23 protein-coding genes and 1 pseudogene are annotated in these 21,411 nt (G+C 55.4%); 3 read left to right on the top strand and 21 right to left on the bottom strand.

Features of this window, described 5'->3' with window-relative positions; genetic code table 11:
* Positions 1-196: 196 nt before the first annotated feature.
* The 6 genes from DS878_RS11175 to DS878_RS11150 form a co-directional block, all read right to left on the bottom strand.
* A complete protein-coding gene (locus DS878_RS11175; RefSeq protein WP_113816032.1) occupies positions 197-436 on the bottom strand; it encodes a cytochrome C oxidase subunit IV family protein in 240 nt (79 codons plus the stop codon).
* A 12-nt stretch (positions 437-448) separates the two neighbouring features.
* Positions 449-1,039 (bottom strand): cytochrome c oxidase subunit 3, encoded by a 591-nt coding sequence (locus tag DS878_RS11170; protein WP_113816031.1) that lies wholly within the window; start codon positions 1,037-1,039, stop codon positions 449-451.
* 1 nt (position 1,040) lies between these two features.
* Complete coding sequence (locus DS878_RS11165) at positions 1,041-2,864, bottom strand: nitric oxide reductase activation protein NorD (RefSeq protein WP_113816030.1); 1,824 nt, start codon at positions 2,862-2,864, stop codon at positions 1,041-1,043.
* A gap of 12 nt (positions 2,865-2,876) precedes the next feature.
* Positions 2,877-3,839 (bottom strand): 4Fe-4S binding protein, encoded by a 963-nt coding sequence (locus tag DS878_RS11160; protein WP_113816029.1) that lies wholly within the window; start codon positions 3,837-3,839, stop codon positions 2,877-2,879.
* A 70-nt stretch (positions 3,840-3,909) separates the two neighbouring features.
* A complete protein-coding gene (locus DS878_RS11155) occupies positions 3,910-5,325 on the bottom strand; it encodes a cbb3-type cytochrome c oxidase subunit I (protein WP_113816028.1) in 1,416 nt (471 codons plus the stop codon).
* Positions 5,326-5,335: 10 nt separating this feature from the next.
* Positions 5,336-5,785 carry a c-type cytochrome gene (locus DS878_RS11150; RefSeq protein WP_113816027.1) on the bottom strand — a complete coding sequence of 150 codons (450 nt, stop codon included), beginning with the start codon at positions 5,783-5,785 and terminating at the stop codon, positions 5,336-5,338.
* Positions 5,786-5,971: 186 nt separating this feature from the next.
* Between DS878_RS11150 and DS878_RS11145 the strand changes: the two genes are divergently transcribed.
* Positions 5,972-6,889 carry an AEC family transporter gene (locus DS878_RS11145; RefSeq protein WP_113816026.1) on the top strand — a complete coding sequence of 306 codons (918 nt, stop codon included), beginning with the start codon at positions 5,972-5,974 and terminating at the stop codon, positions 6,887-6,889.
* Positions 6,890-6,909: 20 nt separating this feature from the next.
* On the opposite strand, the gene DS878_RS11140 is transcribed toward DS878_RS11145, so the two are convergent.
* Both DS878_RS11140 and cadR read right to left on the bottom strand, forming a co-directional pair.
* Positions 6,910-7,557, bottom strand: coding sequence for a cation transporter (locus tag DS878_RS11140; protein WP_113816025.1), 648 nt, complete (start codon positions 7,555-7,557; stop codon positions 6,910-6,912).
* An 85-nt stretch (positions 7,558-7,642) separates the two neighbouring features.
* Positions 7,643-8,107 (bottom strand): Cd(II)/Pb(II)-responsive transcriptional regulator, encoded by a 465-nt coding sequence (cadR, locus tag DS878_RS11135; protein ID WP_113816024.1) that lies wholly within the window; start codon positions 8,105-8,107, stop codon positions 7,643-7,645.
* 113 nt (positions 8,108-8,220) lie between these two features.
* Here cadR and DS878_RS11130 point away from each other — a divergent pair, with 113 nt between their 5' ends.
* Together DS878_RS11130 and DS878_RS11125 are read left to right on the top strand one after the other, a co-directional pair.
* Positions 8,221-9,840 (top strand): BCCT family transporter, encoded by a 1,620-nt coding sequence (locus tag DS878_RS11130; protein WP_113816023.1) that lies wholly within the window; start codon positions 8,221-8,223, stop codon positions 9,838-9,840.
* Positions 9,812-10,276 carry a universal stress protein gene (locus DS878_RS11125; protein ID WP_113816022.1) on the top strand — a complete coding sequence of 155 codons (465 nt, stop codon included), beginning with the start codon at positions 9,812-9,814 and terminating at the stop codon, positions 10,274-10,276. The genes DS878_RS11130 and DS878_RS11125 overlap by 29 nt, the downstream gene beginning before the upstream one ends.
* Positions 10,277-10,336: 60 nt before the next feature.
* On the opposite strand, the pseudogene apbC reads toward DS878_RS11125, so the two are convergent.
* The 13 genes and pseudogenes from apbC to DS878_RS11060 all read right to left on the bottom strand — a co-directional run.
* Positions 10,337-11,161: pseudogene (gene apbC, locus DS878_RS11120) on the bottom strand (iron-sulfur cluster carrier protein ApbC); the annotation flags it as partial.
* 71 nt (positions 11,162-11,232) lie between these two features.
* Positions 11,233-12,009 carry a ferredoxin--NADP reductase gene (locus DS878_RS11115; RefSeq protein WP_113816020.1) on the bottom strand — a complete coding sequence of 259 codons (777 nt, stop codon included), beginning with the start codon at positions 12,007-12,009 and terminating at the stop codon, positions 11,233-11,235.
* A 34-nt stretch (positions 12,010-12,043) separates the two neighbouring features.
* A complete protein-coding gene (locus tag DS878_RS11110) occupies positions 12,044-13,051 on the bottom strand; it encodes a YeiH family protein (protein WP_113816019.1) in 1,008 nt (335 codons plus the stop codon).
* Entirely contained in the window at positions 13,048-13,359 is a 312-nt protein-coding gene (locus DS878_RS11105; RefSeq protein ID WP_113816018.1) for a DUF971 domain-containing protein, read from the bottom strand. The genes DS878_RS11110 and DS878_RS11105 overlap by 4 nt, the downstream gene beginning before the upstream one ends.
* Positions 13,337-13,528 carry a hypothetical protein gene (locus DS878_RS11100; RefSeq protein ID WP_113816017.1) on the bottom strand — a complete coding sequence of 64 codons (192 nt, stop codon included), beginning with the start codon at positions 13,526-13,528 and terminating at the stop codon, positions 13,337-13,339. Before DS878_RS11100 ends, DS878_RS11105 begins: the two co-directional genes overlap by 23 nt.
* A 3-nt stretch (positions 13,529-13,531) precedes the next feature.
* Entirely contained in the window at positions 13,532-13,855 is a 324-nt protein-coding gene (gene fdxA, locus DS878_RS11095; RefSeq protein ID WP_113816016.1) for a ferredoxin FdxA, read from the bottom strand.
* A 66-nt stretch (positions 13,856-13,921) separates the two neighbouring features.
* Positions 13,922-14,881 (bottom strand): HEAT repeat domain-containing protein, encoded by a 960-nt coding sequence (locus tag DS878_RS11090; RefSeq protein ID WP_113816015.1) that lies wholly within the window; start codon positions 14,879-14,881, stop codon positions 13,922-13,924.
* 8 nt (positions 14,882-14,889) lie between these two features.
* Positions 14,890-15,123: a ferredoxin family protein gene (locus tag DS878_RS11085; protein ID WP_023012262.1), complete on the bottom strand. Its 234-nt coding sequence runs from the start codon at positions 15,121-15,123 to the stop codon at positions 14,890-14,892.
* Between the two features lie 68 nt (positions 15,124-15,191).
* Entirely contained in the window at positions 15,192-16,925 is a 1,734-nt protein-coding gene (locus tag DS878_RS11080; protein WP_113816014.1) for a fumarate reductase/succinate dehydrogenase flavoprotein subunit, read from the bottom strand.
* Positions 16,926-16,934: 9 nt separating this feature from the next.
* Positions 16,935-17,678 (bottom strand): GntR family transcriptional regulator, encoded by a 744-nt coding sequence (locus tag DS878_RS11075; protein WP_113816013.1) that lies wholly within the window; start codon positions 17,676-17,678, stop codon positions 16,935-16,937.
* A gap of 71 nt (positions 17,679-17,749) precedes the next feature.
* Positions 17,750-18,628 (bottom strand): ABC transporter ATP-binding protein, encoded by an 879-nt coding sequence (locus DS878_RS11070; RefSeq protein WP_113816012.1) that lies wholly within the window; start codon positions 18,626-18,628, stop codon positions 17,750-17,752.
* Positions 18,625-19,560 (bottom strand): ABC transporter permease, encoded by a 936-nt coding sequence (locus tag DS878_RS11065; protein ID WP_222837457.1) that lies wholly within the window; start codon positions 19,558-19,560, stop codon positions 18,625-18,627. The genes DS878_RS11070 and DS878_RS11065 overlap by 4 nt, the downstream gene beginning before the upstream one ends.
* A 56-nt stretch (positions 19,561-19,616) precedes the next feature.
* Complete coding sequence (locus DS878_RS11060) at positions 19,617-20,978, bottom strand: ABC transporter substrate-binding protein (protein ID WP_113816011.1); 1,362 nt, start codon at positions 20,976-20,978, stop codon at positions 19,617-19,619.
* Positions 20,979-21,411 lie beyond the last annotated feature (433 nt).

Here is a 21,411-nt window from a genome sequence, read left to right as displayed (position 1 = left end):
CATGACGATATGAAGAAAGGCGATGGCATGATGCACGATGACATGAAGAAAGACGATGGCATGATGCATGACGACATGAAGAAAGACGGAATGTAGCCTGTGCCGGTAAGGGCAAATTATTCGCCCGGCATAGCGCCGGGCGGGTCTTGTCAGCCGGTCAGAACGCCTGAGTGAAGGGCAGTAAAACCAGCGTAATTTACGTAAGTGTATTAAATCCCGCCAATGCAATGACTATCACAGGCGCCCACATTTGTGCTGCCAGTCGCCATCCGCGTGGTGCATGCTTCATCTCCATGAAGTAGTCCACCAGCAACATTGCTTTCACAATCACCATTCCAAAAACCAGCCAGGCCAGAAACCCGGGGCCGATCCCTGCCTGCAGGGCGATCACCGGCAAAGCTGTGCAGATCATTAAAGCAAGATAAACAGCAAGCATTGTGAGCCCTCCCTAGGCCAATACATAAATCATCGGAAACAGCACCAGCCACACAAGGTCCACCATGTGCCAGTATGAGGCGCCGGATTCCATACCGTTCATATCCGAGCCGTCGTAGTCTCCATTGCCGACTTTTACAGCCAGCACGATCAGGATGACCTGCCCCAGAATCACGTGCATGAAGTGAAAGAACGTCAGGAAGAAATAGAACATGAAGAAGGTGTCTGTACCCAGGTTATAACCCAGGCTGTAAAGGTGCACGTATTCGTAAAGCTTGCCTGCGGTGTAAATGCAGGACACCGCAACGGCAAGCCATAACCTCCATTGTGCGCCGGAACGCCCGTGGCGCAGCTCATGAACAGCCGTTGCAACCAGGTAGCTTGCGGTAATCAGGGCAAAGGTATTCAGCAGTCCTGTCCAGGGGTGCAGCACCTCTCTGCCGGCGTGGAAGGTGGCCGGGTCGAGACTGCGGGCGACGGCAAAGCCGATGAACATGATGCCGAACACTGCCAGTTCGGCAAAGATGAAAATCCATACGGCGAGATCTCCAGGGAGCTGGCGCGCTTTCGTTTCTGGTTCAGGTTGAAGTATCAGGTAGCTCATATCACTGTGTCAGGTTCAGGTAGAGTTTGGGGAGCTGCAATGGCAGTTGTGCAGGATCGCGGATCACCACGTAGTTATTGCTGCCGAACACGTAAGGCAGGTACTCACTTGCCTCGTCATCAATGGTTACACAAAAGGGTGTCAGGCCTACTTTGTGGGCTTCCTGAACGGCCATGCGTGTGTCTTCTACGCCGTATCTGCCTTCATAGAGATCCAGGTCATTGGGCTTGCCGTCGGTGAGTAACAGCAGTATTTTCTGATGTTCGTGGCGGGCCTGTAGTAGCCTGGTTGCCTGGCGGATGGCAGTACCCATGCGTGTGTAGAAACCCGGCTCGAGTGCCTGGATCCGGCCTCGTATGGTGCTGTTATAGGGTTCCTCAAAACTTTTCAGGTGATGGAACCTTACGTGGTCGCGTCGGCGTGATGAAAATGCAAACAGGGCGAAAGGATCGCGGCTGGCCTGCAGGGCTTCGCTGAGCAATTGCAGGCCGTCACGGGCAATGTCGATAACCCGTTGATGGTTATTAATGTAGGTCTCGGTTGAGAGCGATGTATCGGCCAGAACCAGGCATGCGAGGTCGCGCTGGCTTTGCTGGCAGCGCCGGAAAAGCTTCTGATTGATTTCTCCCAGGCCACGACGGTTCTGAACCTCCCGTTCCAGGCAGGCATCAAGATCCAGTTCGTCGCCATCCAGTTGCTGTCTTTGCCATTGTTTGAGGGGCTTCAGGGCACTGAACTGGCGTTGCAGTTGCTTGGCAGGACGACGTAGTGCTTCAGGAAGCTCCGCAGGAGTCGCATCCCTGGCCAGCATGGGTTGCACGCAGCAGAAGGCTTCCCGATAGCTCTGGCTGCGCCAGTCCCATTCTGGCAAATGTATGCCCGGGCCAAGGCGCAGGTCATCGTGTTCTTCCGCGGGCAGATCCAGGTCGAACTTGATGGATGATGAGGTTTCCTTGCGATCGTTGGAGACGGAAATCATATCCATATCATCTGCGACAGCCTCTGCATCCTCTTCATCGGTATCATCACCGGCCCGGTCAACCGGAATGAAATCCGTCCAGGAGAACAGGCTTTCCAGACGGAAGATCATTAGCCCCTGATCGCGGTCGAAAGCCTCAACGCGCTCAGCCTGCCTGCGCTTGTTCTTTTTGGTAAGGCCTCCCGGGCTAGACCGGGGGTCGTCATCACCCGTCACCTGGCCGCCGGCTTTGCCTTGTTCCAGAGCCGGGTACAGCCAGAGTATGACTGGCCAGGGGTCTGTGCTTGCGGAGGGCAGGGCTGGAACACTGCCAGGATGAATCAGAGCTTGCCGTATTGCCTGTTCGCGCAGAGCTTCCGGGGGCGAAAGAGTCTCCGGATCCGGGCGCCAGTGCAAAATCTGCTTTACCAGGTGCTGATATACGCGTTCCAGCCCTGGCCAGCGCGCTATGACATCCAGAACCAGAGCCTGATTACCTGTAAACCAGTCATTATCGGCGGGAGCCGGGGAGGCTGCGAGCGCCGCGAGCCAGATGTAGAGCTCACGATTTAGCTGCCTGGAAGGGAATTTTGCTACTTTTTCCGGCAGACGAAGGTTTTGCTCATCTCTCCAGGCCAGTTCAAATTTCCGGTGCGTTCCCGCAATTTTGTGTAAAAACTTTCTGCGCAGACGAAAGTGCCGGGGTTCAGCGGTCACCAGGCTGAGTGCAGGATCACCCCCGAAGGCGCGGAACAGAACGCCAAGGGTGCGCGCCTCATTTTTCAGGTAAACGGCGTGCTCCGGGAATTCTCCCAGAGCCTGGCGGGTGATGTATTCATGCCATTTGTAGCCGACCCACTCTTCCATTTTGAACTCCTGTTAAGCCCGCTGTCTGGCGGGATTGCTCTCAGGTTGGTGGCTGGTGTGTAACTGGTGAACCGGGATCAGCACGGTCTGCCGGCTGGGTTCACCGGGTTGCCAGTGCAGCAGGCTGCCTTCGGGGTTGTTCTTTTGCACCTCGCGGCATGCGCTTACACATTGCAGGCATTGGGTGCAGGAGAATTTTGCGCGTTTGTGGCTGCGGGTGGGCAATCGCATGGGGCAGGCTGCATCGCAGGCTTTGGTGCAATCCCGGCAAGCCGCAGCGCGGGCTGTATCAAAGGTTACCAGGCGCCCGCGGCCGTTGGTCATCCAGGCAATGCTCTGCACAACACCGAAGGCGCAGCCATATTTGCAGAACAGGTGGCGGGCGAACAGGAAATCCAGGGTGAAAACTGTGGTGGCCACGGCCAGAAATACGGCTGGGTAGAAGGCCAGGTTGCCAGTGACCAAGTCGGTGTATAGGGGAATGGGCGGCAGAAGGTATGACAGCATGGCCAGGGCCCAGGAAAAGCCGATAAAAGCACATACAAACATCAGGCCGGCCCAGTGAATGGCCTTGCCGCGCCGACCTTTTTTCAGGGCTTCCCAGAGTGTAGGGCGACCGGTAATGCGGGTCATCAGGTCGTTAATGGTTTCCACTACAGAAAAATGTGGGCATAGCCAGCCGCAGTATATCCTGCCCCATTTCCAGGCAACCCAGAGCACAAGGGGAACCAGCGTCAGAACAGGAAGGATGAACCACAACAGAATCTGGCTGGCGACGTCCATAGACGAATTTTGAGCCACCCAGTCGAGATTCAGATTGAATGAAAGTGGGAAACCAAGCAGAACAAACCGGGTCTCCGTCAGATCATATCGAAAAATATTCAGAACCGGTGCCAGCAGGAAAAGCCCGAAGAAAGCAGAGCGTGTAATCAGCCGCTTGCTCTGGAGTGTGTCTTTTGGGTTGGTTTGCTGCATGGCAACAGCTCCGTACGGGGTGAGCAGGGCCGGAATCAGGTTCCGGCCCTGCAGGTTCTGCGGTTGCGGTTTATGCGTCCTGCATGGCAGGGCCGCGGGCTTCGTCAGCAGGAGAGGCCTGACCCTTGATCAGGAAGCTGCCGAAGTACACGACCAGTCCCGCCATGAAGAAACAGCCAGAAACCAGGCGCATCCAGTAGAACAAGGCTATGTTGTCCTGAGTGGCCATGAACGATAAAGCTTCACCGCTTTCCGGGATACGCTGCAGCCAGATTTGCAGGATACCTGCGCCGGTCAGGAACAATGTGATGAAAACCATGGAGATGGTCATCAGCCAGAAGCCCCACATTTCCACGATCTGAGCCGTGTTGCTGTTGCCATACGGCCGGCCACGCATGATCGGCATGGCATAGGAAATGATAGTGAGCACGATCATTACATAGGCACCGTAGAACGCCATATGGCCATGAGCCGCTGTGATCTGGCTGCCGTGTGTGTAGTAGTTCACCGGAGCCAGGGTATGCAGGAAGCCCCATACGCCCGCGCCCAGGAATGCCATTACCGCAGTGCCCATGGCCCAGAGTGCGGCCACCTTGTTGGGGTGATTACGCTTGCGCCGGTTGATCATGGTGAAGGCGAACAGCACCATCATGAAGAACGGCAGGGGTTCCAGTGCAGAGAACACAGAGCCCAGCCACAACCAGTACTCGGGTGGCCCGATCCAGAAGAAGTGGTGTCCTGTGCCGATAATGCCGGTGATCAGTGCCATGGCAATGATAACGTAGAGCCACTTTTCGATGACTTCCCGGTCTACACCGGTAATCTTGATCAGAACGTAGGCCAGAATCGCACCCATGATCAGCTCCCACACGCCTTCAACCCACAGGTGAACCACAAACCACCAGAAGTATTTGTCGGTGGTCAGGTTGCTGGGGTTGTAGAAGGAGAACAGCCAGAGTACGGCCAGACCAATCAGGCCGGTAACCAGCACAATATTGACCACGGTTTTGCGGCCTCTCAGTGCAGTCATCATGATATTGAACAGAAATCCGACCACGACCAGAGCTATACCGATCTTCGTAATCGTAGGTTGTTCAAGGAATTCCCTGCCCATGGTTGGCAACAGCTTGTTCATGGTGACATCAGCCAGAGTGGCATAATCCACAAACAGGTAGCCAAGGATGGTAAGGGTACCGGCAACGGCAAACACCCAGAACAGAATCCAGGCAAGCAGCGGGCTGTACAGCTCGGTTTGTGCTTCTTCCGGCACCAGGTAGTAGGTTGCACCCATAAAGCCGAAGAGCAGCCATACTATCAGCAGGTTGGTATGAACCATCCGCGCAACGTTGAAGGGAATTTCCGGAAACAGAAAATCACCTACTACGTATTGCAGGCCCATAACCAGGCCGAACACGATCTGGCCGGCAAACAGGACAAGAGCGAAGATAAAGTAGGGCATGGCGACCCGTTGAGATTCGTATTTCATGTCTACCCCCTTAGCCTTCGATGTTGGGTGGCCAGCCGTTATCGTCGATCTTTGATGTCCACTCTAGGAACGATGCAAGATCTTCGATTTCCTGGTCGGTCAGGTTGAATTGTGGCATTTGCCTGCGCCCGGGCACGTTGGTGGGCATGGCGTTCATCCAGGCGTTCATATACGCCTTGAATACTTCGCTGTTGGCCCCGCCTCGGCGGTCGAACACATTGGCAAGCTCCGGTGCGAAGTAGGCACCTTCGCCCATGAGGGAATGACAACCGACGCAGTTGTTGTTTTCCCAGACATGTTTGCCCCGGACTACCTGCTCGGTCAGTTGATCCCTGTTATCCCTTTCGGGCATAGCTCTTGATTGAGTATCAAAAGTCAGGACCAGAAACAGCAGGACGAAGAAGGTGCTTCCTCCCAGATATATGTTTCTGGCCATGCTTTTGGTAAAGCGTTCGGCCATTGGTCTCTCTCCTTGGTCGTTATGGAATACCTGACTGCCCTACTAGGATATAAAGATGCATCTGAAATGCTGTTGATGATTATCAAGCATACGGGGGGATCACACTATTGCGCCGGGGAGTTACCTCCGGAGGGGTAGGTGGTAGACTTCGCACCCGTTTTCTCAATTTGTCTTTTCGGAGGCGTCATGGCCGCAGCGCTGGTGCTGTTTATCAAGCTGCTTCCTCTTTATGTCACCGTTGCCCTTGGCTGGGTGGCTGGCCGATATCTGAATGCCAGTGGTCAGCATATTGCTGGCATCATGCTCTACATTGTCACGCCTTCAGTGGTGTTCTCCGGCGTAATGGCTGCGCCGCTGTCTGCAGAAGTCGTCATGTTGCCGTTTCTGGTATTTGGGCTGTCTTCGTTACTGGGAATACTCCAGCTTAAACTGGCCAGAAGGGTGATTACTGATGGCAGCGCCAGCATCATTCCCTTGTGCGTCGGTTCCGGTAATACAGGCTACTTCGGCGTGCCAGTGGCTTTGCTGCTGTTCGGCGAGGAGGGGCTTGGGCTTTATATCGTCTGTATGCTGGGCACCACCCTGTTTGAAAACTCGGTGGGTTTTTATCTGGCTGCCCGTGGCCGGCATGACCTGAAAGAATCTTTGTTGCGGGTCGTAAAGCTGCCTTCGGTATATGCCTTTCTGGCGGCTGTTGCCCTTAATCTTTCAGGGTTTCGTATCCCCGATGTGTTTGTGCCGCTTTTCGACAACCTGCGCGGTGCATACAGTATTCTGGGCATGATGATCATTGGTATGAGCATTACCAGCTTCCGTGGGCTGGCAGGCAATATGCGGTTTACAGCTCTGGCATTTTTCGGAAAATTCGTGGTCTGGCCGCTGGTGGCAATGGCTTTCTGGTGGCTGGACTCACAGGTTCTGGGTATTTATGAACCGGCGGTACACCAGGCTATTTTCCTTATATCCATTACCCCGATCGCGGCAAATACCGTTGTTATTGCAACCTTGCTGGACACTTCTCCACGACAGGCGGCTGGAACAGTATTGCTGACCACTCTTTTTGCGCTGGCGTTTATTCCAGTAATGATTTCACTGGTCTTATAGCTATACAGCGTTTGTGCAGATCAGGGACATTTGGCCTCTGCGGCGTTAGCGATCCGGCTTCTGGCTTCAGAGATGTCGGTGCGGGCATGGCGCACAACGCTGATTCCTGCTGTGATTGCCAGAGAGCCCATAATGGCGGCGACTATCAGGTCCGGCCAGGCGCTGTTTGTACCAAAAACTCCGAGGGCTGCGGCCATTACCGCCAGGTTGCTGATGGCATCGTTGCGGCTGCATAGCCATACCGAGCGCATGTCGGAATCACCGCTGCGAAACCGGAACAGCATAACTGCAACGCTGACGTTGGCGGCCAGCGCCAGCATGCCAACTGTCCCCATAGTCATGGGTTCCGGGATGGTGCCTTGCTCCATTACCCAGATGGCCCGGGCCCAGACAGCTATTCCGAAGGCTGTCATGGTAAGGCCTTTCACCATGGCGGCGCGGCCTCTCCAGAGCATGCCCATCGAGAGTACAGAAAGAGACAGAATATAGTTGGCACTGTCACCAAAGAAGTCGATGGCATCAGCCATCAGCGACACAGAGCCGGATTGCAGGCTGGCGATGCCTTCCACAAAAAACATGGCCAGGTTTACCCACAATGCTATCCAGAGTGCGCGACGAAAACCCGGAGCCGGGGATTGCGGTTCGGGACCAGAGCAACTGCATGCCATAAACACCTCCAATACGAGTCTGTCTGTATTAGAAACCCTCTAGTTACTACAGGGTCAACACTCGATGGGAGATTTTAGTAGCGCCTCAGGTTTTACCCGGCCTGTGGGTACCCGGAACGTGATTTTCATGGCTGCTGTTCCTGGATTTCAGGCCCTCTATTTCGGTGTTGAGTCCGTCAAGAATGCCGCACTCCTGCACTGTGCCGGCATCTGAGCAGGCTTTTTGCAGTTGTTGCAGGTTCTTTTCTAGGCCCGCAAGCTCTTCCAGGCGCTCGCGCACATGGCTCAGGTGACGGGCCAGAAGGGCATTTACTTCCTGACAATCGGCTTCCGGAGTTTCTGAAAGCCGGATCAGTTCGCGTATTTCATCCTGAGCCATATCAAGGCTGCGGCAGCGTTTGATAAACAAAAGGCGGCCCAGGTGCGAGTTACGATAAGTCCGGTAACCATTGGTATCGCGGTCCGGCTCAGGAAGTAGGCGGATTTTTTCGTAGTACCGAATGGTTTCCACGGGTACGGCCGAGATTTTTGCAAGCTCTCCGATTTTCACGTTCAGTTGCCTCTGTATATGCCCGGGAAGTGTTCTGATTCGTCTCACAACGGGTCGGTGCATGTGGTAGCGTAAGGCCTTTGGAGTTCTTTTCACAAGAAACGGAGGTTCATGTGCTGGAGCGGCTGCAACGTCGGTTGGGATTGCAGACCATACCGGGGGTGTTTTTCACCTCGGCCGGGGTCGCGGCCCTGTTTGTTGCCCTGGCGGTTCCGTTTGATGAAGCCGTTGCAAACAGCTTTGGGGTGCTGACTGGCTGGGTAGCCAGCAACCTTGGGTGGTTCTATATACTTGCGGTCAGCGCCCTGCTGGTCTTCCTGCTTGCGCTGGCCGTGAGCCGCTATGGCAATATTCGTCTGGGGGCCGATGACAGCCGCCCCGATTATTCCAATCTTACCTGGTTCACTATGCTGTTTGCGGCAGGCATAGGCACCATTCTGATGTTCTGGGGTGTCGCGGAACCCATATCGCACTTTTCCAGCCCTCCCTTTGACGGTGTTCAACCCGGTTCTGAACAGGCCGCCAGCGATGCTATGACCATCGCGCTCTATCATTTTGGCCTGCACACCTGGACCATTTTTGCCTTACCGGGCCTGGCGATTGGTTATTTCGCCTATCGGCACAACTTGCCCATGCGTATCAGCAGTCTGTTCTATCCGATTCTTGGGGACCGGGTGTTCGGGCCCTGGGGCTGGGCGGTGGATGTTATTGCCGTGCTTGGTACTCTGTTTGGTGTCGCGACCTCTCTTGGTCTGGGGACGCTGCAGCTGAACAGTGGCCTGAGTTATCTGTTCGGCACGCCGTCCTCTGGTCTGGTTCAGGTGGTGTTGATTGCAATCATTACCAGCATCGCTGCTACCTCGGTGGCCCTGGGCCTGGACAAAGGGGTACGCCGGCTGTCTCAGCTCAATATTCTGTTGGCCATGGTTCTGCTTGTATTTGTATTCGTTGCGGGGCCCACGGTGTTTATTGCTGAGGGAATGGTGCAGAGCGTGGGGGACTATCTCGATGCCCTGCCGTGGCTGGCATTCTGGACAGAAACCTATAAGGAAACAGACTGGCAGCGCCAGTGGACCCTGTTCTATTGGGCATGGACGATTTCCTGGGCGCCTTATGTGGGGATTTTTATAGCCCGTATTTCCCGGGGCCGGACCATTCGTGAATTTGTTGCAGGTGTTCTGTTTGCTCCTACGTTTTTCACTCTGGTGTGGTTTGGGGTTTTCGGGTTATCAGCCATTAATGTGGAGATGAGTGGTGAACTCGCCCTGGCGGAACAGGTGCGGCAGGATCCTTCGGTGGCTATTTTCGCCTTCCTGGAGGCTTTGCCTTTTTCCAGCGTGGCATCGGCGCTGAGTGTGGTTATTATCGTGATTTTTTTCACTACTTCATCTGATTCTGCATCCTTGGTCATTGATATGCTGACCCGCAGGGACGATCAGCCCTCTTTGGTCCGACAGCGCATTTTCTGGGCGGCAGCGCAGGGTGTTATTGCCGCTACCCTATTGTTAGCGGGTGGCCTGGATGCTTTGCAGAACGTTATTACATCCCTGGGGCTGCCGTTTTGCATTCTGCTGATTTTCATGGCCGTGGCGCTGTTCAGGGCGCTTCGCGCAGATTATCGTGGCTACAGTATGAATGAACTGGTCCGCGGCCGGGCCTTCCCCGAAGTGGAAGCGAGCTCTGAAAACAAACAGGAGAGCGAGTATGTACCGGAAACTGTTGATCGCCATTGATCCCAAAGACGATGGTGAGGGAAAACGTGCTCTGGAAGCCGCCCTTGATCTGCTGGCGGAGGATGGAGAACTGCATCTTGCCAGCGTATATAACCCCGGAGGAGGCGGATTTTTTCCGCACGTAGACGAGGACTCTCCCGCAGAGAAAGAAACCGAGGTTCACGACGTGCTGGATCTGCTCGCACGGAAATATCTGCCCATGAATCGCACCGCCACCCTGCATGTGGTGGCAGGAAACACGGGCGAAAAGCTGGTGGGTATGGCCGGTCAGCTAGGGGTGGATCTGATGTTACTGGTTTCCCGGGGTGGCAGTGGCCATTGGCCTATGCGTCGTGCAACCGTTGAGTATGTTGCCGTTAACGCTCCTTGTCCGGTACTTGTGCTTCCGTCGTTGGATAAATGTGAGCAGGAACCGGCTCCGGACGATATCGGCTGACAGGCCCGGAATTCACTCTGAGCCTGTCAGCATACCCACGAGCACCCGGAACAGCCTGGTTCAGTCCATGACGATAGTGGGAAGGGGCGGTTTATGGACTCCTTTTTCTGCAGTACCGGACTCCGGGAGCATTTGTGTCAGTTGAGAGGCAATTGCCCTGTAAGCGTCTGCGATCTGACCGTCAGGCTCTGCGGCCATGATGGGCTCGCCGGCGTCTGATCCGGTGCGAATCCCCAGGTCCAGTGGCAGCTCCCCAAGTAAGGTTGTTCCGGCCTCACTTGCCATGCGTCTGGCGCCTCCCTGGCCGAAAATATGTTCCTGATGCCCGCAATTGCTGCAAATGTGGATGCTCATGTTTTCTATAATGCCGAGCACGGGAACGTTTACTTTCTCAAACATGCGCAGGCCTTTACGGGCGTCCAGTAAGGCAATGTCCTGAGGTGTTGTTACGATTACGGCACCAGAGACGGGCATGCGCTGGGCCATGGTGAGATGGATGTCCCCGGTCCCTGGCGGCATGTCCACAAGCAGGTAGTCGAGATTGTCCCAGCGTGTTTCGTACATCAGGCGGGTCAGGGCCTGGGTGATCATGGGGCCGCGCCAGATGATCGGCGCCTCTTCATCAACCAGAAATCCTATGGACATGGTCTGTATGCCATGTCCGATCATGGGCTCCAGTATTTTTCCATCAGGACTGTCCGGCATGCCTTTCAGGCCCAGCATATGCGGCTGGCTGGGCCCGTATAGGTCTGCATCCAGTATGCCAACGCGGGCGCCGGTGCTGGCAAGCGCAAGGGCAAGGTTGGTTGTGGTTGTGGATTTGCCGACACCGCCTTTCCCGGAAGCAATCGCGATCATATGCTTCACCCCCGGAACCGCTTTCTGCTCCGGAGGCTGGCGTTTCTGCTGTTGAGCGGATAAGTAGGACACAGGGTTGGACATGGCAGAATCTCCGGTTATTGTTCCACGAACGCGCGTTCAATCACGTAATCGCCGGGTTCGCCTTGCTGGGGCGAAGCTTTGAACCCGAGGTCGTCCAGCATTCCGCACAGGTCTTTCAGCATGGCTGGGCTGCCACAGAGCATGGCCCGATCGGTTTCCGGGTTCAGTTGTGGCAGGCCTGTGTCTCTTGCCAGCTGGCCAGACTCTATCAGGGTGGTAATCCGCCCCTGATTGCGGAAGGGCTCCCGGGTTACGGTGGGGTAGTAAATAAGCTTGTCGCCGATAATCTCCGCAAGAAACTCATGATTTGGAAGTTCTTTGGTGAGGTAATCGTGGTAGGCCAGTTCACTGACTTCACGTACGCAATGCACCAGCACGACCTTGTCAAAACGGTCGTAGGTTTCGGGGTCACGTATGATGCTCATGAATGGCGCCAGTCCGGTACCCGTGCCAAACAGGTACAGATTTTTGCCCGGGGTAAGGTCGTGCATGACCAGAGTGCCCACTGGCTTGCGGCTTACAAACAGCGAGTCGCCTTCCTGAAGATGCTGAAGTTTTGATGTGAGCGGGCCGTCCGGAACCTTGATGCTCAAGAACTCCAGATACTCTTCGTGATTGGCGCTGACAATACTGTAAGCGCGAAGCAGTGGTTTACCATTCACCGGCAGACCAATCATGACAAAGTGACCGTTCTCAAAGCGAAGACTCTGGTCTCGGGTTGTTCTGAAACTGAACAGGGTGTCGTTCCAGTGATGGACGCTGATGACGTTTTCGGTTCCAAGTGCAGCCATGGTATTTCTCCTTATTGGCGAATTTCAGACAGTGTCAGAGTGAGTAAGTGGCCATGGATGTCATGGCCGTGATAACGAGCAGGGTGCTAAGCAGTGCCAGCATCGCGAACGGGCGCCAGCCCTGTGCGATCAGGGATGACAGGCTGGTTCGCATGCCCAGTGCGGCCATGGTGACCAGAAGACAGGCCTGAGATGTGTTAGTCAGTGCATGACGCAGGTCTTCGGATAACCAGCCAAGACTGTTCATGCCGAACAGAATGACAAAACCCAGAAGGAACCAGGGGTATTCCGCCTTGCCCACGCTGTTGCGGTTTAACAGAGCCCCCAGCAGGAGTACCAGCGGGGCCAGTAACGCTACGCGCAGGAGCTTGGTCAGGGTGGCAATATCGCCGGCTGTGTCGGACACCAGATAGCCGGCACCTGCGGCCTGAGCCACATCGTGAATGCTGGCGCCTAACAGCAGTCCGGTTTGCGATTCACTGTAGCCGAGCATTGCAAACAGCGGTGGCAATACCAGCATGCTCAGGGTGCCAAGTGCTGTAACGCCCACAAGCACACCCAGCAACCGCCGGTCTTCCAGTTTTCCATGGGGAATGACGGCAGCAACTGCAATAGCTGCAGAGACGCCGCAGATGGCAACGGCAACGCCTGCTACCAGGCTTTGCATCGAAGGTAATCCCAGCCAACGTCCCAGCAGAAGTGCTGCCCCGATTGTGATTGGCACACAGGTAAGTACCACCAGCAAGGGCAGGCTGCCAACGGTCATCAGTTGCTCTACGCCAATTCCTGCACCCAGCAGGGCGATGCCGGTGCGCAATACCTGGCGGCTGCAGAATTCCACTCCGGGTTTCAGGTTTGAATCCGCAGCCTGACTGGCAAAACCAAAACCCAGCAGCAATACCAGCATCAGTGCAGGCGCTCCGTACTGGCTTGCGAGAAAGCTGCCAGCCAGTGCCAGAACAACGCATAAGGCGGTTCCGGGGTAGCGTTGCCGGATGGGCGTCCACCACAAGGTGTACGTAGACTGCTGAGCCTGGTTCATGATAACTGCTCGCTGAGTTCCCGTAGAAAAGCCCAGGGATAGAGGCCCCGGTAGTGACCGTCGCTGAAGTGAAACTGCAGGCCACTAACACCTGACAACTCCACACTTTCCACGCGAACATCGGCATCAATGAGGCTTAGCCGGCCCGTTCGTTTGGCCTGGGTACAGTGGGAGCAGGCGCAGGATTTGCGCAGCAACAAGCAGCTCAGCTGTGTGGTCAGGCCGTCTGGCCAGCTCAGTTCCAGCGCGTTTAGCTTGCGCTTCAGGCGAACTTCCCTGGGAGGTTCAACCATGGTGTGTATGGACATGAAGGCCTCCTCCTGCCTCGGACAGAATCACCAGTTCTGGCGTTTCGGGCGGCTGGACATGGCGATCCGGCAGCTCCATCGGGCGAGCGCTTCCCATAGCGGCGGCAGAAATCCCTACCAGCAACACGGAGAGCACCCGGAAACAACTCGTTATGACAAGTCGGGGCATGCTTCAGCGCTCCAGATACTGCATTTTGTCAGGACGATCGACCCACTCTTCTGCGTCAGGCATGGGCGTTGAGGTGGCGTCAATGACAGGCCAGATTTGTGACAGTTCGGCATTCAGTTCTATGAAATGGCGCTGATCCTCCGGAAGGTCTTTTTCATCGAAAATGGCATCCGCAGGGCATTCAGCGACGCAGAGGCTGCAATCAATGCAGCTCTCCGGGTTTATTACCAGAAAATTAGGCCCCTCATGGAAGCAGTCTGTAGGGCATACATCGACGCAGTCCGTGTATTTGCAGCGGATGCAATTTTCAGTAACGACAAAAGTCATGGCAGTCTCCTGGTTTATGGTCGGCGAGTAAGGGCCAGCCTGTTATGCCTCAGGCTGGCCGCTTGGTCAGGCTGCCGCGTCCAGTTTAGAGATGGCCCAGCGGGCCAGTTTGCGGACGTCCGGATCCGGGTCGTCCAGAGCCGTCACCACATAGGGGCGGCCATCTTTGTGTGCAATGGTGCCCAGGGCGCCTATTGCCGCTTTACGCAGGTTGCTCATGGTGTCTTTCGAGCACTCTCCGAGAACCGGGATAGCCTCTACTACGCCCAGTTTTCCAAGAGCATCCACGGCTTTCTCGCGCACCTGCCACAGATCATCTTTGGTGGCTTCCATCAGAGCGGGTGCGGCCGCCTGATGGTCCAGCTTGCTGATGCTGTTGGCGGCTTCGCAGCGCACCTGCCAGTGTTCGTCATTGAGGAGGCTGACCAGGGCCTGGCCCACCTGCTGTGGGTTGGCATACACCAGGGCGCCGGTAGCGGAGCGGCGCACGTCTGGATCCGGGTCATTCTTCGCGGTTTTTACCAGTGCGGGCAGGTTTTCCGGTTGCTTTAACCAGCCAATCACACCCACGGCTTCACGGCGAACCTGTGGGTCGGGATCATCCAGCCGCGCAAGTGCCGGGCTCTGGGCCCCCAGATTGCGCAGTGGCTTGAGTGCGCGCAGGATGCCAGACACCACGAAACTGTCGGTGCTGCTCTCCAGGGCTTTCAGCAGTGGTTCTGCGGCAGCAGGATCTTTGAGATCGGCCAGGGCATGGGCTGCGCTGTTGCGTACAACTTCATCGCTGTCATTCAGGGCAGAAATCAGCGCGTCTGCCATATCTTCGGCTTCGAATTCGTCCACTACTTTTGCCGCTTCCTGGCGCACTTTGGTGTCCGGATCCTGGAGTGCCTGAATGACCAGTTCGACGGCTTCCGGTTCTCCGGAGTCGACCAGATCCATGACGGCAACCCGGCGTATACCCGGGTCGTCAGAGGTTAGCTTTATGGCAATGGCCTGAAGTTCGGGGTCATCGTAGGTTTTCATGGCTTACCTCAGCGCAGCAGGTAGGGAATGTTGACGGTAACGGCGTCGGTGGGGCAGTCCGCCTCACAGGGCATGCAGTACCAGCACTCGTCGTATTTCATGTGTGCTTTGCCTGTCTCTTCATTAATCCAGAGAACGTCCAGTGGGCATACGTCGATGCATACGGTACAGCCCTTGTCGGCAATGCATTTATCCTCGTCTACGATGACGGGAACGCTTGAATGGTGATTGGCGATAGGCATTTTGGTGTTCCTCTCTCGTAAGGAAATTCGTTGTGTACGGCAGCATCAGATGCTGCCGTACGGTTTTGTCAGGCGTTGGCGGCTTTCTTGACCCGCATTTTCTGGTAGGCGTCTTTTTCCTCGCCCAGAGGTACCAGGTAATCCGCAACAGGGCGTTTACCATGAGCCATCTCGCCGTTTTCATTCTTGAACAGGCGGCTGTGGTAGAACCATTCGCTGTCGTCCTGATCCGGGTAATCCACCCGGTAGTGGTAAAGACCCCAACGGGATTCGGTGCGGTAGAGTGAGGCCCGGGCAGCCATTTCGGCGCAGTCGATGATGGACTGAACTTCCATTGCCCTCAGTAGTTCGTGGGGATCCCGTGCGCACAGTTGTGGTACGTCTTCCCTTACTGCGAGAATGCGCTCCAGACCTATCTCCATTTTTTTGGTTACTTTCGGCGGTTGCAGATAGTCGTTTACCAAGCGGCGTACCTTGTATTCCATCTGCTCCGGAGGGATGCCGTCGGCCCGTTTCATGGGTGCCTGAATCCGTTCCAGTTCCTTGGTGATGAAGCTTTCGTCGAGCTGAGGCTCAGTCCGTGATTTCGCGAATTCCACGGCGCTTTCGCCGCAGATCTGGCCGTATACAAAAGCACCCAGCATGTAGTTGTGAGCCACGCTCGCCATATCGCCGGCGCAGAAAAGTCCGGGCACGGTGGTGGCGCCGGTTTCATCGGTCCAGACCCCGGAGGCGGAGTGCCCGGAGCAGAAGCCGATCTCGGATATGTGCATTTCCACCATGCGCTCCCGGTAGTTCACTTCCCGGCCTTCATGGAAGCGACCGCGGGTAGGGCGTTCGTTGGTATGCAGTACGGTTTCGATTTCCTGGATTGTTTCTTCGGCCAGGTGGTCCAGTTTGAGAAACACGGGGCCGGTGCCGGATTCCAGCTCTTTGAAAAACTCCAGCATCATCTGGCCGGACCAGTAGTCGCATTCGATGAAACGCTCACCGTAGGCGTTAGCGGTAAAGCCGCCCAGGGGGCCGGTCACATATGCGCAAGCCGGACCGTTGTAGTCCTTGAGCAGCGGGTTTATCTGAAAACACTCAAGGTTCGCCAGGTCAGCACCTGCGTGATAGGCCATGGCGTGGCCGTCACCGTTGTTGGCCGGGTTTTCATAGGTGCCGAACAGATAACCAGAGGTTGGCAGGCCGATGCGTCCTGCTGCTCCGGTGGCCATGATTACGGCTTTGGCACGAATGATGATGGGCTCGGCGGTTCGGGTGTTGACGCCGATCATGCCGGCAATGTTGCCGTCCGGATCTTTCAGCAGACGTGTTGCGGTAAAGCGGTTCTCGATTTCGACACGGTTACGGCGCAGGCGACGGTAAAGGATCTTCTTGACGTTGTGGCCCTCCGGCATGGGCAGAACGTAGGTGCCCAGATGGTGAACCTTTTTCATGTCGTAATCACCGGTTTCATCTTTCTGGAAATGCACACCCCAGGAGTCCAGCTTTTCAATCATCGGGAAAGAGCGGGTGGCATAGGCCATGAGTGCGGGCTGGTGCACAATGCCATCGTTGGCAATGGTGATTTCCTTGACGTACTGCTCTGGTGTGGCGTGGCCTGGCACGACGGCGTTATTCAGGCCATCCATGCCCATGGAAATGGCGCCAGAGCGTTTAACGTTGGCTTTTTCCAGCAGTATGACTCTGAGGCTCGGGTCTTGCTCTTTGGCAGTGACGGCTGCCATGGGGCCAGCTGTGCCACCGCCAATGACCAGAACGTCGGTGTCGATTACAGGGATGTCGTTAATTTTCATCGTGCACTCCTATTTCCGGTCAATCCGGAACTGGTATTTGAATGAATCACCGCGGTAGCAGAGATACTCGAAATCAATGGGCTGGCCGCTTCTGTTGTGGGTCAGGCGTTCGACCCTGAGAATGGCTTCGCCGGGTTTAAGGTTGAGGTATCGCTGGGCTTCATCGTCAGCCAGAATCGAGTCCAGGCTGATGTCAGCACCACCGAGGGGGATGCCGAAAAGGTTCTCCAGCATGGGGAAAATGTCCCCGGAAAGATCCAGGCTGAACATGCGCTGCCCTATGAACATCGGGAAGTAGCTGTTCTCGATGCATACCGGAGAACGATTGAGATATCGCACTCGTTTGACTTCGATGACCTCGTCTCCCTGGTGCAGGTCCAGAGAGGCGGCGACAGCTTTCGGGGGCTTCATTTGCTGGATGCTGAGTACCCGTGCCGAGGCTTCATAGCCCTGGGCGGCCATGGCTTCCCCGAAGCCTTCAAGGCGCTGTACGTTCTGAACGGCTTTGGGTTTGCTCACGAAGGTGCCCTTACCCTGGGCACTGAACACCAGGCCTTCGTTGTGAAGGTCGCGGAGCGCCTGGCGAATGGTGATCCGGCTGACGCCAAAGGCATTCATCATTTCGTTCTCGGACGGCAGACGTTCGTGAACCTGATAGGTGCCGTCCAGAATCTGACGCCGCAGGCTGTCCCGTATCTGGACATAGAGTGGCAGGGGTGAGTGTCCGGCCACTATCTGAGTCGCATTGTTCATCGCTCATCCTCCTGGTTGTTATGACAGGTCATGGCGAGTTTGGGTGAGATCGAAAAAGAACTGGCCATGGTTTACCCCACCTTGTTTTGCTGCTGAAAGGCATTGAGAGTTTCCTTTCGGATCAGGTCCAGGCACTGGCGTTTGAGCGCCATAAAGTCGGGACTGGTCAGCAGGGATTGCTCCCGGGGCCGGGGCAGATCAACTTTTATGTCAGCGATGATTCGTCCCGGGCTGGCACTCATAACCACGATCCGATCAGACAGGAAAACGGCTTCATCAATGTCGTGAGTAACGAACACCACGGTGTTATGGAACTCGCGCCATATTTCCAGCAGGTTCTCCTGCATCATGATTCGGGTCTGCGCGTCCAGGGCGCCAAAAGGTTCATCCATCAGCAGCACGCTGGGATAGTTAGCCAATGCCCGAGCGATACCCACTCGTTGCTGCATTCCTCCTGACAGAGTGTTGGGATAGGCATTTTCAAACGCAGCCAGTCCCACCAGAGAAAGGAATGTCCGTGCAACGCTGTTGGCTTCGTTCTGACCTACGCCTGCCATTAATGGTCCGAAGGCCACGTTTTCCTTTACCGTTTTCCAGGGAAACAACGAGTGCTGCTGGAATACCATGCCGCGATCAGGGCCAGGTTCGGTTACTGCTTCACCATCCACGGTAACGTCACCACGAGTCGGTGGCACAAAGCCGGCAATGCTGTTCATCAGGGTTGATTTTCCGCACCCGGATGGGCCAAGAAGGCAGACAAACTCGCCTGGCCGGACAGTCAGGTTGGCGTTCTGAACCGCAATATGAGAACCAGTGGGGGTGTCAAAAACGATGTCCACGTCCCTGACTGATATCCGGCCCCGGTCTGTTCCGGGTTTGCCCGCTTTGGCCCTTAACCGGCTATGGTCCAGTACGGCCAGTCGGTTGTCGTTCATTAGTACCTCGCTCATGACCGGCCTCCTTTAGCTTGCCACTTGAGCAGTGGGTTACAGCCTTTGCGAACCAGCAGCGTGCATAGCGTGCCAAGGCCGCCGATGGTCAGCATTCCGATGATGATCTGCGGGTATTGAATGAGGGTGTATGAGTTCCAGGTGTAATAGCCGATGCCGTACTGGCCGCTGATGATTTCTCCTGCCAGCAGGGAAAACCAGGCCACACCCATGCCGATGGCAAGTCCGGCAACAATGGAAGGCATTGCCCCGGGTAATACCACATGCCAGAGGATCGCTGTGCGACTGGCACCCAAACTGCGGGCGGCACGAACCAGTACACTGCTGGTTTGTTCCACACCGTGAACGGTATTCAGGATGACCGGGAACAGAGCTCCCAGAAAGGTGATGAAAATGATGCTGGACTGTTCGGTTGGCAACATCAGAATTGCCAGGGGAATCCAGGCAACCGCCGGGATGGGGCGTAATAGCTCAATGTACGGGAGAATGATGTCTTCAGCCCACCGGGAACGCCCCATGGCTACGCCCAGAATTACGCCCACTACCACTGCAAGCACATAAGCAATCGCAACGCGTTCCAGGCTATGCAGTATGTGCAGATAGAATTCCTGGCCAGACAGTTCCGCTACCAGCGCAGTACCCACAACCGACGGTGCGGGGATGTTGTCGAAATTGATGTAGAAATGAAAACCGTTTCTGGACGCGAATTCCCAGAGCACCACGGCGACAATCAGCGCCATGATCCTTACCAGATACCTTACTCCAATGGTTTTCATCCAGATGCGCGCAGGCAGACGAGCGTTGTCGCTTGTTTTTTCTGCCATGGGAGATGCCATCGTAGCTTCCTTTCGAATGATCTGTTCAACCCCCGGACTACCGTCTGTCTCCTCCATGGGCGCGGTCAGCAGGGCTGCATTGCTATGGTTATCCATTTATTCACTCCTCAGACTGTTGCAGTGCAGACACTCAGTGCCTGCACTGCTATTCGTCAGTACGCCATGGCAACGGCATTTTCCGGTGTGACCGGGGTGCCGCCGTGATTAGCTATATATTTCTCGGAGTCGGCTTTCTTGAGAAAAGCCACCACTTCACCGTCGCTTCCACGCACCATGTACGCAGCCTTGCCAAACAGTTTCAGGCCGGTGAGGTTGTCGTAGACATAGGTTGCGTTGATGGGGCTCCCTGCTGCTTCTTTGGCGGCAAGCATGTCAGCTACGCTGTCGTAGGTGACAATGCCTTTGTCCTGAAACCAGATTTCAGCGGGCTTCAGCGCAGGGTTGTTGGGCTGGGTATCAACAACAGATGAGACCAGAGCGTCGTAATCGAGATCCATGGCTTTGTAGGCCGCACGCAGGTAGGAATCGTCCACCCAGCGGTCGAAATCAAGATCAGGTACGCCCACTTCCCGTTTGAGAAGGTCGAGGTCGTACTTCATGGCGTCAACCCATTCGGTTTTGATGCTGGCTTCGGCGGTAGTGATGCCACCGTTGCTGAAGTAAAGGTAAAGGACTTCTTTCTCCACGCCCGTCCATTCGGAAACCTTCATTGCCGCTTCCATCGGGTTTTCCTGAATCCATTTCTGGGCTTCGAGAGTGGCTTTCAGTACGCCTTCCACAATTTCCGGGTACTTTTTGGCATAGCTCTCGCGGACTACGATGCCGTGGAACGTGGGAACGCCTGCTTCGCTGCCGTCATAGATCTTGCGCCCGGTTTCCCGGAACTCCATGATCTCGGACCAAGGGCAGAAATCCGCGTGAGCATCTATGCGGCCTGCCTGGATATTGGCTGCGCCGACCGCAGGGCTCTGGTTAACAATCTTCACCTTGTCGCTCAGGCCTGCTTCGCTCAGGGCTTTAAGGGTCATGCCCCAGGCTGCGCTGCCTACGGGAACAGAGAGGTTTTTGCCTGCCAGATCAGAGAGGCTCTGGGTGTCGGAATCAATGGGAACGACGATACCGTTACCGGTTCCACGGAGGTTGTAACCGGTTACGCCAATAAAACGGGTTTCCTGTTTGCCTGTTTCCTGAAATTTGGCTCCGTTGACGATCAACGGATAATCACCCATAACGCCGAATTCGAGTTTTCCCGCCAGCATCTGGTTTGTGATAGGGGGGCCGGAATCATAATCCCGGAACACAATGTCGTATTCGACGTCTGCGTATTTGCCTGTGGTAGGTAAGTGCTTTTTAAGCAGGTCCAGCTTTTCCAGCACAATTCCGCCAGAAACGGTGTTGGTCACCATACTTTGATGCCCGATACCAACCTGGATGGTCTCTGCGGAGGCTATACCGGCAAACATCGCCAGCGATCCGCAGAGTGTGAGTGTTGCAAGGGTTCTTGTTTCTCTCATCGTTATCACCTTCCTAAGTAGTTCACTTGTACTAACAGGCCATGACCCCTGCTATAGGTGTTGCATCTGCTGTGCCAGATGTGAACGAATGTAACTGAGCTGCTTGTTTTTATTGGGGTTTGAAAATTTCAGGAGAGAAATGCACAGAAAAATGAAATTCAGAAGGGCGCCCGTGTCTGGTGCGGTGGCCTATAGACGGTTCCACAACAGCGCAAGTGAACATCGTGGTGTTATAACAAGTAGTGCAAGTCAGGCAGGACAATAGCCGGGGCTTGTTCTGTTACCCGAAAGAGGTAGCCGGAATACGCAATGTGCATAAGGGTAGTTCAGGCACCAGGCTGGTAAAATCCGGATATTCGTCAAGATGACTCGCGTCAAGATGCGTGTTGCTCACCTGGCATACAATGCCTCGCATCTCGGATGACACTCCACA

The sequence above is a fragment of the Marinobacter sp. F3R11 genome, from assembly GCF_003318275.1.
Lineage (GTDB): Bacteria > Pseudomonadota > Gammaproteobacteria > Pseudomonadales > Oleiphilaceae > Marinobacter.
This window is presented reverse-complemented; position numbering and strand designations above follow the sequence as displayed.

Coding starts and splice junctions, on each gene's coding strand:
- DS878_RS11110 (WP_113816019.1), bottom strand. CDS start 13,051: ATGAACCAGGCTCAGCAGTCTACGTACACCTTGTGGTGGACGCCCATC.
- DS878_RS11070 (WP_113816012.1), bottom strand. CDS start 18,628: ATGAGCGAGGTACTAATGAACGACAACCGACTGGCCGTACTGGACCAT.
- DS878_RS11165 (WP_113816030.1), bottom strand. CDS start 2,864: ATGGAAGAGTGGGTCGGCTACAAATGGCATGAATACATCACCCGCCAG.
- DS878_RS11060 (WP_113816011.1), bottom strand. CDS start 20,978: ATGAGAGAAACAAGAACCCTTGCAACACTCACACTCTGCGGATCGCTG.
- DS878_RS11140 (WP_113816025.1), bottom strand. CDS start 7,557: ATGGCATGCAGTTGCTCTGGTCCCGAACCGCAATCCCCGGCTCCGGGT.
- DS878_RS11080 (WP_113816014.1), bottom strand. CDS start 16,925: ATGAAAATTAACGACATCCCTGTAATCGACACCGACGTTCTGGTCATT.
- DS878_RS11155 (WP_113816028.1), bottom strand. CDS start 5,325: ATGAAATACGAATCTCAACGGGTCGCCATGCCCTACTTTATCTTCGCT.
- fdxA (WP_113816016.1), bottom strand. CDS start 13,855: ATGACTTTTGTCGTTACTGAAAATTGCATCCGCTGCAAATACACGGAC.
- DS878_RS11175 (WP_113816032.1), bottom strand. CDS start 436: ATGCTTGCTGTTTATCTTGCTTTAATGATCTGCACAGCTTTGCCGGTG.
- DS878_RS11145 (WP_113816026.1), top strand. CDS start 5,972: ATGGCCGCAGCGCTGGTGCTGTTTATCAAGCTGCTTCCTCTTTATGTC.
- DS878_RS11170 (WP_113816031.1), bottom strand. CDS start 1,039: ATGAGCTACCTGATACTTCAACCTGAACCAGAAACGAAAGCGCGCCAG.
- DS878_RS11085 (WP_023012262.1), bottom strand. CDS start 15,123: ATGCCTATCGCCAATCACCATTCAAGCGTTCCCGTCATCGTAGACGAG.
- DS878_RS11115 (WP_113816020.1), bottom strand. CDS start 12,009: ATGGCTGCACTTGGAACCGAAAACGTCATCAGCGTCCATCACTGGAAC.
- DS878_RS11150 (WP_113816027.1), bottom strand. CDS start 5,785: ATGGCCGAACGCTTTACCAAAAGCATGGCCAGAAACATATATCTGGGA.
- DS878_RS11090 (WP_113816015.1), bottom strand. CDS start 14,881: ATGAAAACCTACGATGACCCCGAACTTCAGGCCATTGCCATAAAGCTA.
- DS878_RS11075 (WP_113816013.1), bottom strand. CDS start 17,678: ATGAACAATGCGACTCAGATAGTGGCCGGACACTCACCCCTGCCACTC.
- DS878_RS11105 (WP_113816018.1), bottom strand. CDS start 13,359: ATGTCCATACACACCATGGTTGAACCTCCCAGGGAAGTTCGCCTGAAG.
- DS878_RS11065 (WP_222837457.1), bottom strand. CDS start 19,560: ATGGATAACCATAGCAATGCAGCCCTGCTGACCGCGCCCATGGAGGAG.
- DS878_RS11160 (WP_113816029.1), bottom strand. CDS start 3,839: ATGCAGCAAACCAACCCAAAAGACACACTCCAGAGCAAGCGGCTGATT.
- DS878_RS11125 (WP_113816022.1), top strand. CDS start 9,812: ATGTACCGGAAACTGTTGATCGCCATTGATCCCAAAGACGATGGTGAG.
- DS878_RS11100 (WP_113816017.1), bottom strand. CDS start 13,528: ATGCCCCGACTTGTCATAACGAGTTGTTTCCGGGTGCTCTCCGTGTTG.